This is a genomic window from Paenibacillus sp. TC-CSREp1 (assembly GCF_050171015.1).
In the GTDB taxonomy this organism is placed as follows: Bacteria; Bacillota; Bacilli; order Paenibacillales; family Paenibacillaceae; genus Paenibacillus; species Paenibacillus silvae.
Genome location: NZ_JBNOKM010000001.1, coordinates 213,851 through 228,254 on the forward strand (window position 1 = coordinate 213,851; position 14,404 = coordinate 228,254).

Annotated in this window: 11 protein-coding genes; 3 read left to right on the forward strand and 8 right to left on the reverse strand. The window is 48.8% G+C overall.

Going from position 1 to position 14,404, the window contains the following annotated elements:
• Positions 1-165 precede the first annotated feature (165 nt).
• Positions 166-3,267 (forward strand): transglycosylase domain-containing protein, encoded by a 3,102-nt coding sequence (locus ACQSGY_RS00985; RefSeq protein ID WP_111271080.1) that lies wholly within the window; start codon positions 166-168, stop codon positions 3,265-3,267.
• Between the two features lie 291 nt (positions 3,268-3,558).
• Here ACQSGY_RS00985 and acsA read toward each other — a convergent pair whose 3' ends face one another.
• Positions 3,559-5,283 (reverse strand): acetate--CoA ligase, encoded by a 1,725-nt coding sequence (gene acsA / locus ACQSGY_RS00990; protein ID WP_111271081.1) that lies wholly within the window; start codon positions 5,281-5,283, stop codon positions 3,559-3,561.
• A gap of 269 nt (positions 5,284-5,552) precedes the next feature.
• On the opposite strand from acsA, the gene ACQSGY_RS00995 reads away from it, so the two are divergent.
• Entirely contained in the window at positions 5,553-6,185 is a 633-nt protein-coding gene (locus ACQSGY_RS00995; RefSeq protein ID WP_111271082.1) for a GNAT family N-acetyltransferase, read from the forward strand.
• Positions 6,186-6,284: 99 nt separating this feature from the next.
• Here ACQSGY_RS00995 and ACQSGY_RS01000 read toward each other — a convergent pair whose 3' ends face one another.
• From ACQSGY_RS01000 to ACQSGY_RS01015, 4 genes are all read right to left on the reverse strand, one after another.
• Entirely contained in the window at positions 6,285-6,980 is a 696-nt protein-coding gene (locus ACQSGY_RS01000) for a 5'-methylthioadenosine/adenosylhomocysteine nucleosidase (protein WP_427050327.1), read from the reverse strand.
• 166 nt (positions 6,981-7,146) lie between these two features.
• Positions 7,147-8,154, reverse strand: coding sequence for a catabolite control protein A (gene ccpA, locus ACQSGY_RS01005; RefSeq protein ID WP_110898550.1), 1,008 nt, complete (start codon positions 8,152-8,154; stop codon positions 7,147-7,149).
• 92 nt (positions 8,155-8,246) lie between these two features.
• On the reverse strand, positions 8,247-8,594 hold the full coding sequence (ytxJ, locus tag ACQSGY_RS01010) for a bacillithiol system redox-active protein YtxJ (protein WP_111271084.1): 348 nt from the start codon (positions 8,592-8,594) through the stop codon (positions 8,247-8,249).
• A gap of 122 nt (positions 8,595-8,716) precedes the next feature.
• Complete coding sequence (locus ACQSGY_RS01015; protein WP_111271085.1) at positions 8,717-9,130, reverse strand: hypothetical protein; 414 nt, start codon at positions 9,128-9,130, stop codon at positions 8,717-8,719.
• A 287-nt stretch (positions 9,131-9,417) separates the two neighbouring features.
• On the opposite strand from ACQSGY_RS01015, the gene ACQSGY_RS01020 reads away from it, so the two are divergent.
• The gene (locus ACQSGY_RS01020) at positions 9,418-9,951 is read left to right on the forward strand and encodes a type 1 glutamine amidotransferase domain-containing protein (protein WP_111271093.1); all 534 of its coding nucleotides are present in this window, start codon (positions 9,418-9,420) and stop codon (positions 9,949-9,951) included.
• Between the two features lie 205 nt (positions 9,952-10,156).
• Here the strand turns inward: ACQSGY_RS01020 and ptsP are convergent, their stop codons facing one another.
• The 3 genes from ptsP to ACQSGY_RS01035 form a co-directional block, all read right to left on the reverse strand.
• Positions 10,157-11,917, reverse strand: coding sequence for a phosphoenolpyruvate--protein phosphotransferase (gene ptsP, locus ACQSGY_RS01025; RefSeq protein WP_427050328.1), 1,761 nt, complete (start codon positions 11,915-11,917; stop codon positions 10,157-10,159).
• Positions 11,914-13,794 (reverse strand): glucose PTS transporter subunit IIA, encoded by a 1,881-nt coding sequence (locus ACQSGY_RS01030; protein WP_111271087.1) that lies wholly within the window; start codon positions 13,792-13,794, stop codon positions 11,914-11,916. The genes ptsP and ACQSGY_RS01030 overlap by 4 nt, the downstream gene beginning before the upstream one ends.
• Before the next feature lie 174 nt (positions 13,795-13,968).
• Positions 13,969-14,403 carry a CoA-binding protein gene (locus ACQSGY_RS01035; protein WP_111271088.1) on the reverse strand — a complete coding sequence of 145 codons (435 nt, stop codon included), beginning with the start codon at positions 14,401-14,403 and terminating at the stop codon, positions 13,969-13,971.
• Between the last annotated feature and the right edge of the window lies 1 nt (position 14,404).

The window sequence follows — 14,404 nt, forward strand, 5'->3', positions numbered from 1 at the left end:
CTTTTTCCTTTGTTTTTCAACTCATGAAATGTCCCCCGATATCACATGCTATATAGCATAATCCATGCCAGATTGGCAAATTTCGACCAATACTTGTATTTCTCAGGCATGCAAACGGACCTTTTTATGCTATAATAAGTGCTGTTAAAAGGAGGAAGACACTGAATGGGTGATGTTACTAAGAAAAAGCCTGAAGAGCAGCCTGTACGCAAGCGTAGCTTTGCTCGCAGACTGGGCAGCTTTGTTCTATGGATGGCTGTGCTTGGATTAATGGGCGTACTGTTCGTGGGCGGTGCTCTGATGGGTTACGTCAGTTCCATCGTTAAAGACGAACCCGTGCGTTCCAGGGCCCTGATTGAACAAAAAGTCAGCGAAAACTCCATCACAGGCTTTGCTTATTTTTCCGACGGCAGTCCGATTGGTCAACTGCGAACGGAAGAAGACCGGCGTCCGGTCACCTTAGACCAGATTCCACAAAAGGTTATTGATGCCGTTGTTTCGATTGAAGACAATCATTTTTACGAACATAAAGGTGTAGACATGAGCGGAACGCTCCGTGCCGTGAAGCAGAAAGTGCTGAAAGAATCAGTACAAACAGGCGGCAGTACACTTACACAGCAATTAGCAAGACGTGTATTTCTAAATCTGGATCGTACAGAAGATCGTAAAGTGAAGGAAATTTTGTTATCTCTCCGACTGGAACGTTTTCTGACCAAGGACGAGATCATGACAGCCTACCTGAACAAAGTACCTTTCGGTAATGGCTCAAGCGGTTACAACGTATATGGAATCAAAGCAGCAGCCAAGGGACTGTTTAATATCAATGATCTCGAAAAAATAAACATCGCTCAAGCTGCTTATTTGGTTGGATTGCCTCAGTCGCCCTCTTCCTACTCCGCCTTTAATGGTAAAGGGGATTTTGTAGAGGAAAAGTTTGATCGCGCCATCAATCGTCAACGTCTCGTTCTTCGCCGAATGCTTGAACTGGGCAAAATCTCGCAATCTGAATACAGTGATGCTCTTGCCTTTGATATCAAAAGTTCGCTCGCGCCGAAAACCGTTAAAGCTTATAACACTTATCCATACCTTATGATGGAAACGGAACGTCAGGCAGCGCAGATCTTGATGCAGCAGCTGAGCGAGAACAAAACAAAGGCTAGTGGCAAAAGTACAGACGCAGAAACAAGCAGCAAGGAGAACAGCGCACTGCTGGAGGAAGCGCAATCCCAGCTGCGTACTGGCGGGTATCGTGTCTATACAACGATTAACAAAAATATTTACAAAACGATGCGTACGATTGCCGAGGATGACAGCAATTTCTCTGCTGATGATCCTGTCAAGGGAAAAGAGCAGACTGCAGCCATGCTCATTAATCACAAAACAGGTGCTATTCTGGGCATGATTGAAGGTCGCAGCTTCAAAGACGAGCAGATGAACTATGCAACACAGATGGTCCGTCAGCCAGGTTCAACAATGAAGCCGATTGCTGCCTACTTGCCAGCTCTGGAGGAAGGTCTTATTCAACCCGCCTCCATTATTGATGATTCACCAATCATCCTTAAAGACGGCTCTAGCGGCTACCATATTGCCAAAAATGCTAACAACCGCTACCAAGGTCTGGTAACAGCCCGCAGAGCATTGAATTACTCGCTGAACATTCCGGCCCTAAAACTTTTCAATGAGGAGGTTGGAATCGACAAAGCCTGGGCTTTTGCGAAAAAGCTTGGAATTACGACGATTCAGAAGCAGGATTATCAGGCACAGACTGGTGTTCTTGGCGGACTTCAATACGGTGTAACGGTTGAAGAGCTGACAAGTGCCTATGGTGCGATTGCCAATAAAGGCGTATACAACGATTCTTACATGATCAGCAAAATTGTCGACTCCAAGGGTAATATCGTATATCAGCATGATCGTGAGCCTGTGCAGGCGTTTTCGGAGCAAACAGCCTATCTGATGACAGATATGCTGCGTACCGTCATCACTGAAGGTACAGCCGATAAAGTGCGGGAAAACTACAAGTACAGATCAAGTGTACCGATTGTAGGTAAAACAGGCTCCACTCAAAACTATGCGGATGTCTGGTTTGAAGGTTACACGCCAGATGTTACGCTCGGTGTATGGGTCGGTTATAAACAGCCGATTAACACACTGGAGACCAAGTCACAACGCAAACGCGCTCAGCAGCTCTGGGCAAAAATTATGAATGAAGTGGTGGAATCACAGAAGGATCTTTTCGTGACCAATTCATTCAAAAAGCCGTCAGGCATCGAAACCCGGACGGTATCTGCATACAGCGGCAAGCTGCCTACATCGCTGACCGATAAATTTGTTACTGACATTTTCAACAGCAAATTTATTCCGAAGGAGAGCGATGATGCTGTCGCTAAAGCAAAATATATTACGTACAATGGTGTTAATTACATCCCTCGAGATGAAACACCAGATGATATGCTGAGAGAAAAAACGGTCATCAAACGCAAAAAGCCAATCTCGGATCTCATTAAAGAATTGCAAAATGCTTTTAAACGAATGAGCCGTCACGAGTCACTGGCCTACTACCTGCCAGAAGATGCTGGTGCTGATCTGCCGACAGAGGTTGATCCGCGTAGCGATAACGGCAAAGCACCTGACGCACCAGGCAACGTGCGTCTCTCCATCTCGGGAGAGCGTGCAACGATCACATTTAATGCTACACCTGAAAGTGATGTAGTTGGTTATCGCCTCTATCGCTCAGTCAATGGTGCCGGCTTCCAAAACCAGGGCCAGGTCGTGCTGACAGGTGAGTCCAGATCGTTCTCTGCTTACGCAACATTAAGCGGCAACTTTGCATTCTATGTCACTGCGGTAGACGTTGCAGGCAAGGAATCCGCACCAAGTGCAATTGTGAGCAGTGCAGGTGTTACTCCGCCTGCGAATGAAGATAAGGAGCCAATTGAAGTCCCGGGCACTGTGGTAACACCAGGAGAGGCAGTGAATGACAACGCCCCAACAACCGTTCCAGGCACACCAGGTCAAGTCGGTGTCTCTGCGCTCTCCCAAGGCCTTCGGATTCAATGGTCATCCAATCAGGAAGCAGACAAGGTACAAAGTTACGCAGTCTATTACAGTGAGACAGGTTCTGGAGCTTACACCAAAATCGGAACAACCTCCGGTACAAGTATGGATTATGGTGTGCCCTCATCCACCAGCGGCTGGTTCAAAGTATCTGCCATCAACAGTGTTGGCGAATCGGACGCTTCTGCAGCGGTACATTATCAGCCTTGATATGACGGTCTCTCTGAGTCCTCATATCCACAATATACAAGCCGCATGTCCAGTGAGTTAAGTACACTGGACATGCGGCTTGTTCGTGTTATAAAAGGTGTAAGCATGCTTGTTTATGTTTTGTGCGTCATCACATGATTCGCGATACCTTCGTTAGTTGTTAGTTAGTTAGTTTAGTTTAGTTACCGCTTCTCTTCAACAACGTTCAAAGAAGCCTGGTTCACGCTATACGCATGAGCCAGGCTTCTGTTCTTTCAAGCGAGCCCTTCAATCTAGATAATTAGTAGATGATCAATCTTCGATTGTAGACAAGTCACCGGTTGGCAAATCAAGCTCCCATGCTTTTAATACACGACGCATAATTTTGCCTGAACGTGTCTTCGGAAGCTTCTCCTTAAACTCAATCTCGCGCGGGGCTGCGTGAGCGGACAAACCTTCTTTGACAAATCGATAGATTTCTTCCTTGAGCTCCGGGGTGGCCTCATACCCTTCACGAAGCGCGACAAACGCTTTGATGATTTCCCCCCGGGTTACATCCGGTTTGCCGATAACGCCCGCTTCAGCAACTGCTGGGTGCTCTACCAGCTTGCTCTCCACCTCAAACGGCCCAATTCGCTCGCCAGAGGAGTTGATCACATCATCAATACGTCCCTGGAACCAGAAGTAGCCATCCTCATCCATGTAGGCTGAATCCCCGGATACATACCAGCCGGTTAGCCTGAAATACTCCTCATACTTGGCTGGATTGTTCCAGATCTTGGCCATCATGGACGGCCATGGTGCACGAATGGCAAGATTGCCCATGCTGTACGGCGGCAGCTCCTGTCCCCGGTCATCTATAATGGCTGCTTCGATGCCTGGCAGAGGACGTCCCATCGAACCCGGTTTGATCGGCATACCCGGGTAGTTACAGATTAATTGTGCGCCAGTCTCAGTCATCCACCACGTATCATGAATTCGCTGACCGTAAGCCTTCCAGCCCCAACGTACCACTTCAGGATTGAGCGGTTCGCCTACCGACATCACATGGCGCAGGCTGCTCAAATCATGCTGGGCAATCGTCTCATCCCCTGCACCCATGAGCATACGGAAAGCTGTAGGAGCACTATACCATACACTGACCTTGTTTTTTTCAATCGTGCTGTACCAATCCTGTGGACTGAACCGGCCGCCGCGGATCACATTGGTTACTCCGTTCAGCCAAGGCGCAAAAATGCCGTAAGAAGTGCCTGTTACCCAGCCCGGATCAGCGGTACACCAGTATACGTCATTCTCTCGCAGGTCAAGCACGACCTTGCCTGTATAGTAATGCTGAATCATCGCATTCTGGACGTGATATACACCCTTAGGTTTTCCGGTAGAGCCGGACGTATAATGAATCAGCAGTCCATCCTCACGCGTCAGCCATTCGACCTCGATATCATCTGCAGCAGCCGCCATTTCTGCATCAAAGTCGATCAGTCCCGCATCAGACTGCGGACCTCCGCCGACGACAAAAATATGCTTCAAGTCCGGCAATTCGGAACGTTTAATCCGCCCCAGCAGTTCTGGTGTCGTCACCAGTGCCACAGCTCCACTGTCTTCCAGCCGATCCTTCACCGCCGTTTCCATGAAAGCCTCAAACAACGGGCCAGCTACAGCCCCTACCTTCAGAATACCCAGCAGACTGAAATAAAGCTCTGGACTTCGCGGCATAAAAATAAAGACACGATCTCCTTTGGCTACACCATATTTACGCAGTACATTACCAAAGCGGCTGGACTGCTCGCTTAGATCAGCGAAGGTGTATGCTTCCTCACGTGAAGCGTCGCTGTACAGCAGTGCCGTCTTCCCGCCTCTGCCTTCCAACACATGGCGATCAATCGCCTCATGTGCCATATTCACTTTTCCGCTGGCGTGCCACGTAAAGTGCCTTTCTACCGTTTCCCAATCGAACCGGCTTCTAGCTTCCGTATAATCGCCCAGATTCGACTCAGACACCACCGTTTGCAGCATCTCATTATGTGCTTGACTCATGCTTGCCAGCCTCCTTCAACTCGACATTCGATTCCCGACAGGGTTGCTTCGTATTGCCTTTGTGTTGACTGAACTTCCAGTTAGCGCTTACATTAGTAGAGAGAAAACTACTTTCACGTACTTGCCTGACCCAACTGATGCACATAAACGGTGTTGAATTGTGAACAATTTTTGTCAACGCAATTATATCAAATTTGATCAAACATCGTCTATGGCTTTTCAACTTTTCGATTTTTTGCTATAAGTAGGGGGAGAAAGGAGTATGAACCATGGAGCATATCAAGGAGCATCACATGCGTTCCATCTTCAAGTCCGACCACCGAATTACGGTTGAGGGCCCTGTGCAAGCCGACCAGATTAGACGTATGGCTTTCCATGCCGATCTGGATGCCTTTCGGCGTCCGGCAGAACAGCAGGAGGCTCTTGCCGAGATTGCTGATTTACCTGAAGGACGCATTATTATCGCACATGAGAATGACGTCATTATCGGCTATGTAACGTTCCACTATGCTGATGAATGCGAACGCTGGTCTGAGGGCAACATGACTGACCTGATCGAACTTGGGGCCATCGAAGTCGCCGACGATTACCGTTCCCTTGGAGTGGGGCGTGAAATGCTGCTTACTGCAATGGAAGACAAGTATATGGAGAATTATATTATTTTCACGACAGAATATTATTGGCATTGGGACCTGAAGGGCAGCGGGCTGACCGTATGGGACTACCGTAAAATGATGGAGCGGCTTATGCAGAACATTGATATGACCTGGTATGCAACGGATGATCCTGAAATCTGCTCTCACCCCGCGAACTGCCTGATGGTTCGGATCGGTAATCAAGTCCCTATGAGCTCGGAAGAACAATTTGACCGTGTGCGCTTCCGTCATCGATTTATGTATTAACACGATACGAAGTGCCGTTCATTTTATACATAAAAACCGCCTTGCAGAACATTCTCCATCTGAATGGAAGTGGCTCTGAGAGGCGGTTTATATATAGAATCACATATGTTCAAGCATATGCTCCACAATGCGGTGGGAACGCTGTGAAGACTGTACGGTGAATTCGGCAAAATTGACATGCGCGGAGCCATCAGCCTTGTCAGACATGCTGCGCAGTACAACAAAAGGCACACGGTTCATATAACATACCTGGGCAACGGCTGCCCCTTCCATCTCGGCACACGCTCCATCCATCTCCGTGTACAGCATGTTCACGGTCTCTTTGCTCGCGATAAACTGATCCCCTGACAACACCTTGCCAATGCGGTAATGGGCCCCCTGCGCTTTGCAGGCTTCCTCGGCCAGCGCAATCAATGAAGCCTCGGCTGGAAATGCTGATGTTTCCTGATATGGAATGACTCCACGCTCGAATCCCAGCGGCGTTACGTCCATGTCATGCTGCACACATACGGAAGAAATCACCATATCTCCAATGTTCAGGTCGGGATGCACCGCTCCGGCTACACCTGTGAAGATGACACGATTCACTTGAAAACGATCAATCAGAATCTGCGTCGTTACCGCCGCATTGACTTTCCCTACGCCTGACTTGCATACAACAATCCGCTTGCCAAGCCACTCGCCAGCAACGTACGTAATGCCCGTCTGTTTCACCGTTTCATGCTGCTTCATCCCTTGAAGCAAAAGCTGCACTTCTTCATCCATAGCACCCATAATGCCTATCGTTTCACGCATTGTTGTATCCTCCCTGTTTGCAATTCAATCATCCTGTATGTGACATCGAAGCATGTTCACCAAGCCGTTTTCAGCACAAAAGCCCCGTTTCCGGAGCTTATGCACAGCCAAACTCTATGTAGAGAGAACGCCTTCTCCCTTTCTTTTAATCCAGTAAATAAACAGATTAACCCGCGTGGCTTACAGACAGACGCAGAATCGTTTCATGCGGCAAAATCACTCTCGGATTCTCCACATTTTCCTTCTTCATCAGCTTGGTCAGCAAACGCATCGCTACCGCACCCAGATCATACATCGGCTGGGCTACTGTCGTTAACTGCGGACGTACCATAGAAGCCATACGGATGTTATCCACACTAATGATTGAGAAGTCATCCGGTACTTTCAGCCCATCATCCTGAATGCTGTGAATGGCACCAATCGCCATTTCGTCTGTTGCCGCAAAGATCGCTGTCGGCTTTTTCTTGAGTCCAAGGAAATATTTCATCGCTTCCACACCGGATTCATAACGATAGTTACCGATCCGCACCAGATCCTCCTGGTATTCAATGCCTGCAGCTTCCAGTGCTTTCTTGTAACCTTGGAAACGTGCAAATCCGTTAGCAGGGTCCTGCAGTGTACCACTAATCATTGCAATTTCTCTGTGACCATGGCGAATGAGCGTGTTGACTGCATCAAAAGCTGCTGCTTCATGATCAATATCAACAGAAGGGAATGTGCCCTTCTCATCACTTGTCGCACACAATACAATCGGCACCGCTGCAGATTGGAACGCTTGAATGTGTTCATCCGTTACCGTTCCACCCATGAAGAGCAGACCGTCTACTTGTTTCTCCAGCAATGTGTTGATTACACGAATTTCTTTTTCCTTCTTTTTGTCCGCATTACACAAAATGATATTGTAATGGTACATATTCGCAATATCTTCAATCCCGCGAGCAATCTCCGCAAAGGTCGAGTTCGAAATGTCCGGAATCACGACTCCGACCGTAGTCGTTTTTTTACTAGCCAGACCACGGGCTACCGCATTCGGGCGATATCCAAGTCGTTCAATTGCTTCGTATACTTTTTTCCGCGTCTGCGGTTTGACATTAGGGTTATTGTTGACTACCCGTGATACCGTTGCCATAGACACTCCAGCTTCACGTGCCACATCATAAATGGTTACCGTCACAGTACTTCGCTCCATTACCAGTAAATTTTCATTCCATTTTCATTAAGGTTTATATTACGACAAATTATAGCATTAATCAATTAAAATAGGCTCTAAGCCTCACTTAAAATGTTAGCAAGCGTCCTGCTGGTAATCTGTGAATGGGAAGTATGCCATACGGGCATGCCATTTTTGACCAGAATGACCTGGGGCGATTCGTGCTTCACACTCAGCTTCTCTGCCGCTTCATTGGATACAGGGCGGTCTTCTACCACATAAATCATGCCATATTTCACGCTTTCATTCGGAGAGTTATGCAAATAATCATTCATCTCCTGATAAGCATGCGCGCTGATTGGACAGCGGGTGCTATGCTTGAACAGAAGCAAGGGTTGATCCTCCGTTGCCTGCACTGCGGAGTTTAGCTGTTCAATACTTGTCATTCTAGTCATGTCAGCCATTCGTTATACATCCCCCTTTATCAGCAATACCGCCGTGTTGAGCGTTTTCACTCTCCGATATCTTAACAAAAAGTGAGCAAAAAATCCAATTTTCATGAAAGCAAGCATTGGGCACGTCAAAACTAGACGGCATTTGAGAAATGCGCCCGCCACACAAACCCGGACAATTGTCCCAGTCTGCGCTGGGTGTCTTCCATCCACGCTTTGTCTTCGGCTTTGTGAGCGTATCCCATAATATCCAGCAGCAGATTGATTCGCTCTTGCACGGCCTCTTTCATTCGATATTCCATCTCCTGATCGCTTGCATCCGGCCAGGCGAGCAGCTGTTCATGAAACAGATCGGCCAGTTCATTCTGCTCTCCAAACGAAAGATCCTGCTTGGCAGGGCGTTCCCCGAGCTTGCTGATACATTCGGTCAGATCCGGTTTCACCGGCTGCAGCACTTCATAGGCTACACACGCTGTACACGCAAAGACAGGTACATTGTGTATTTCTACCTTTTTGGCGTATACCACCGTTCTTAATTCCAATTCCATTACATGTCCACATCTACACGACTTACGCACTATCCGTCACCTCATTCAACTCTGCTCTCTATATAAGTACCATTCGACCTATTTCTGCTTAAATCCTGCTGTAAACTAAAGGTTGCACAAATTACCACTGTCACCAGATGAAGGCTGTCGAAACTCAGACATTACTGGATTGGAAACGGTCCATTGATGTAAACGTTATGCTGTGTATGAAGCAGAGCAAAGAATCTGTTACAATATACAGTACGATGAAAGGACAACTATCCCAGGAACAGGAAGGAGCAACAACAATGAGATTAACAGGACGAAAAATCATTGCACTGGTCGATGAAGAATTCGAGGATCTGGAGCTGTGGTACCCGGTGCATCGGGTTCGAGAGGAAGGTGCGGAAGTACATCTGGCTGGTGAAAAAAAAGGTAAAACATACATCGGCAAATACGGTGTGCCCGCTGTCGCTGAATACAGCTTCGATGAGCTCAGCAGCTCCGATTATGATGGAATACTGGTGCCAGGCGGCTGGGCCCCTGACAAATTGCGACGTTATTCCAAAGTGCTGGAGCTTGTGAAGGAAATGCATGCGGACCGCAAGCCCATCGGCCAAATCTGTCATGCAGGCTGGGTGCTGATCTCTGCCAAAATACTGGATGGCGTTACAGTTACCTCTACACCGGGTATTCGGGATGACATGGAAAACGCAGGGGCGATCTGGAAGGATGAAGCTGTCGTTGTGGATGGACATATTATCTCGGCTCGCCGTCCACCTGATCTTCCTCCGTATGGAAAGGCGTTCTGTGATGCACTTGCTGCCCTGCCAGCAAAGTAAAAGGTTGAAGTGAAGTAAGCGAAATCAAGGTCGTGATTAATGTATGTGATAAAGAACACATACCAAAAAACCGCTGTGCAGTTTTACATGCATAGCGGTTTTTGTATCTTTTGGAAAAAGTGGTACAAAAATGAATATATTAACTTTAAGAGATTTGACATCTGGTACCAAGTAAATTTGGTTGTGAGACACCCGGTAACTTTGATTACGAAGCGTTTGATCCACTCTGGTCGTCAGGGCTGCCGCTAGCGTCGTTGAATTTCTGCAAGCGCTCCTCGATATCACTGCTTGTTCTTAGTGCGAAACATTTACGCGCTTCCTCTTTCGCATCCGAAGCTGTGGTATTCAATACTCTGTGCTTCACACGCAGCAGGGATTGTGGAGACATGCTCAAGTGACGAATCCCCAGCTCCAGCCATAAAGGTATGGAACGCTCGTCCCCTGCCATCTCGCCGCACACACTGACATCGATGCCTGCCGTATGCGCCGCATCCACCGTTGCCCTTAGCATACGCAGGACAGCGGGATGATACGGATGATACATATGAGCAATCTGTTCATTCATCCGGTCTACAGCCAGCACATACTGAACGAGATCGTTGGTCCCGATACTGAAGAAGTCCGCTTCTTCAGCAAGCAAGTCTGCAATCATCACGGCAGCCGGGACCTCAATCATGATGCCTACCTGAATGTTTGCATCATAGGCCAAGCCCCGCTCATCCAGATCAGCCATCGCTTCCCGAAGGATTTCGTTGGCTTGCTGCAGCTCCTCGACGGATGAGATCATCGGATACATAATCTTCACATTGCCTGCTGCACTGGCGCGCAGAATCGCCGTCAGCTGTGTTTTGAACAGATCTTTGCGATCCAGACTGATCCGAATGGCACGATACCCGAGGAACGGATTATCCTCCTCTGGCAATTCGAAATAATCCAGCTGTTTGTCGCCCCCAATGTCCAAAGTACGTATGACAACGGGCTGTCCGGCTGTTTTCTCGGCAACCAGACGGTACACCTCATACTGCTCCTGCTCACCCGGGAAGGTTGCACGATCCATATACAGGAATTCGGTGCGGAACAATCCAACGCCCTTGGCCCCATGCTTCAGCGCCAGATCAAGCTCCTTCACAGAGCTGATATTGGAAGCAAGCTGCAGCACAGCCCCATCTTTGGTTACGGCATCCACCGTAGCAAGTACTTGTAGCTGCTCTTTTTTCTTCAGCTCTTTGCTGCGCAGCATCGTATATCGCTCAATCGTTTTGCGGTCCGGCTCCGTAAATACCAGGCCATTATCCCCATCCACCACCAGCAAGTCCCCAGTCTCCACGGGCAGGTCAAGACTCGCCTCCAGCCCGGAAACGAGCGGGATGCCCAGTGCACGTGCCATAATGGCCGAGTGTGAGGTTTTGCCGCCAATCAGTGTAACGATGCCTAATACATAACTTGGATTCAGATGCGCAAGCTGTGACGGAGACAGCTCCTTCGCAACGAGAATGTACGGCTGTGTATCTGACGGAAGTGTAATCTCCGGTGCGCCCAGCAGGTGCTTGAGCAGGCGGTTGCCGACATCCTTGATGTCGATCGCCCGCTCCTTCATATATTCGTCCTCCAGCAGGTCAAACATGGTGACAAAATGGTCTATCGCTTCTTTTACCGCAACCTCTGCCGCCTTGTACTGGCGCTCAATAATACCGCGAATTTCGTTCATAAACACCGGATCTTCCAGAATCGCCAGATGTGCATCAAAGATGCTGGATTCCTCCGGGCCCACCACTTCCCTAAACTCATTTTTGATATATTCAATCTCATGCTTCGATGTCCGTATACCCTCGTACAGCCGTTCGAATTCCTGGGCGAGATCCACCGAATCCATCTTCTGGTCCGGCAGATCCCATTCCCAGCTGGGCAGGACAAATGCTTTGCCGATGGCGATGCCTGCAGCTCCATTGATGCCTTGTATCTTCATTCTACCCCTCCAACGTTCCTGTCATAGAGCACCACGGACATGACGGATGCCTGACCTTTCTTCACTTGCTTGAATGGAGCAAAACTCCATGATTTAACACGATCCGGGTTGGTGATCACCATCGGAGTCGTGAGTGACGCCGCCTGCTCACGCAATACCGCCAGATCAAATTTGATGAGCAGCTGTCCAGGCTCTACTGTATCGCCTTCCTGTACAAACGCTTCAAAATGCCCCTTCAGCTGTGAGGTGTCAATCCCGATATGAAGCAGGACCTCCAGCCCCTCTCGCGTGGAGATGCCAAGGGCATGCATCGTCGGATACAAGTGCATAATCGTTCCGAACACAGGTGACACCAGTTCTCCACGCTCCGGCACAAAGGCAACACCGTCTCCCACCAGTTTGGCTGCAAAAATCTGATCCGGCACTTCCTCAATCGGCAGCATCTTGCCTTGAACTGGCGCTGCAAACAATACCTGCTGCAAATCCCGTTCCAGCAGCTTGGCAATCTCCTCCCGAATCAATTCGGAATAGGTGCCAAATACGACCTGCACGTTGCCGCCGCCCAGCTTGATCAAACCTGCGGATCCCAGGTTTTTCATCGCGCCTGTATCGATCAAACGATCGTCATGAACCGTCAGACGCAGACGTGTAATACACGCCTCTACCTGCACAATATTGCTTTTTCCGCCCAACGCTTCGAGAATCAACGGCGCCTGATAAGGGATATTGCCTACCCAATCTTCCAGCATAGACCCTTCTTCCCGTCCAGGCGTCGGTATTTTGAACGTACGAATCGCCCAGCGGAACAAGAAATAATAAACCAGCCCATATAGTATGCCAATCGGAATAAGCTTCCAAGCATTCTCGGACAGATGGAAATTGAGTATGTAGTCAATGACACCCGCCGAGTACGAAAAGCCGTGACGAATATCCAGCCAATAACTGAGCCACATCGCTACCCCGGACATCACTGCATGTACGATAAACAGATACGGCGCCGCAAAAAGAAAGGCAAACTCAATCTGCTCCGACACCCCTGTTAAAAAACAGACGAGTGCAGACGTGAGAAATGTTTTTCTGATCTTTGGCTTCAGGTCTTCCCTGGCCTCCTGAATAATCGCAAGTGCGATAGCAGGAATAGCAAACATCATAATAGGAAAAAGCCCCGCCATAAAAAATCCGGCTGACGGATCACCCGCGAAGAAGCGCGGAAGATCTCCCTGTACAATCTGACCGCCCGGTGTTTCGTAAGTTCCCAGCTGGAACCAGAATACGTTATTAAGCAGATGGTGAAGTCCAAAAGCTACCAGCACCCGGTATAATACGCCATAGATGAACAGCCCGAAGCCGCCAAGACTGTATTCCCAGGTTGCAATGGAGTTCAAGCCCTCTTGCAGGATGGGGGCAAGCCACAACATAAAGCAAGAAAACAGGGCCGAGCAGAGCCCGACGATCAATAAAACAAACCTTGAACCACCAAAAAATTGTAATATTTCGGGCAGTTTAATGCTTTTGAACCGATTATGCATGCCTCCGGCAAAGGCGCCGAGAATAATTCCAATTAATGAAGCAGGCTGTACTGTACCATCACCGAAGTGTTTGGTGACCTGATCATAAATAACGATACCAGCCAGCGCCGCGAGTCCCGCTTGCCCGGCCTGATTGGAGAGTCCAAGCGCCACGCCAACAGCGAACAAATACGGCAAAAAATAAAAAATACCGTGTCCGGCCACGGTAGACACTTCACCAACCACTCCCAAACCCCAGGCGTTCCAGGGCAGACTACCCACACTGAGCAGAATGGCGGCAGCGGGCAGGACCATTGTAGGCAGCATAACCGCTCTTCCGAGCTGCTGCAAGGATCCGAGCCAATTCATGGCGACCTCTCCTTTCTATCCTAGATGGTAAGCTTTGAACAGCATTTTGTCAAAGCAAAAGCGGCATGTCGAACATGAAAAATCCCGTGATTTCGAAAGATCACGGGATGCTCATTAGAATTTTAAGTTGAATCTGCGATGCCATGAACGAATTGATAACTTCAGCACGGCCTGTTAGCCCCGGCCAGCGCCACGCAGAACGATGGAATCCTCTACCTTGATACAACGATTGGTTACTGCCGTCATACCGTTCTCTGCGGCAATCTGGACAGCCTCATCGCTATGAATACCGAGCTGGAGCCATAACACATTAGCTTTGATTGCAGCAGCTTCCCGAGCTACTTCCGCACAAAACTCATCACGCCGAAAAACATTCACAATGTCCACCGGCTCCGGGATATCTGCAAGTGTGGCATACACCTTCTCGCCAAGAATCTCTCCTTGTGCCTGTGGATTCACAGGAATGATGCGATATCCCCTGCTCTGCATCGCTTCCGCAACCATATACGAGGTACGATCCGATTTGTCCGATAAGCCGACAACAGCGATGTTGCCTGCATTGCGCAAAATATGTCCGATTTCTTCGCGAGTAGGGTTGTTAAATTCCATG

Coding starts and splice junctions, on each gene's coding strand:
- ACQSGY_RS00985 (WP_111271080.1), top strand. CDS start 166: ATGGGTGATGTTACTAAGAAAAAGCCTGAAGAGCAGCCTGTACGCAAG.
- acsA (WP_111271081.1), bottom strand. CDS start 5,283: ATGAGTCAAGCACATAATGAGATGCTGCAAACGGTGGTGTCTGAGTCG.
- ACQSGY_RS00995 (WP_111271082.1), top strand. CDS start 5,553: ATGGAGCATATCAAGGAGCATCACATGCGTTCCATCTTCAAGTCCGAC.
- ACQSGY_RS01000 (WP_427050327.1), bottom strand. CDS start 6,980: ATGCGTGAAACGATAGGCATTATGGGTGCTATGGATGAAGAAGTGCAG.
- ytxJ (WP_111271084.1), bottom strand. CDS start 8,594: ATGGCTGACATGACTAGAATGACAAGTATTGAACAGCTAAACTCCGCA.
- ACQSGY_RS01015 (WP_111271085.1), bottom strand. CDS start 9,130: ATGGAATTGGAATTAAGAACGGTGGTATACGCCAAAAAGGTAGAAATA.
- ACQSGY_RS01020 (WP_111271093.1), top strand. CDS start 9,418: ATGAGATTAACAGGACGAAAAATCATTGCACTGGTCGATGAAGAATTC.
- ptsP (WP_427050328.1), bottom strand. CDS start 11,917: ATGAAGATACAAGGCATCAATGGAGCTGCAGGCATCGCCATCGGCAAA.
- ACQSGY_RS01030 (WP_111271087.1), bottom strand. CDS start 13,794: ATGAATTGGCTCGGATCCTTGCAGCAGCTCGGAAGAGCGGTTATGCTG.
- ACQSGY_RS01035 (WP_111271088.1), bottom strand. CDS start 14,403: ATGGAATTTAACAACCCTACTCGCGAAGAAATCGGACATATTTTGCGC.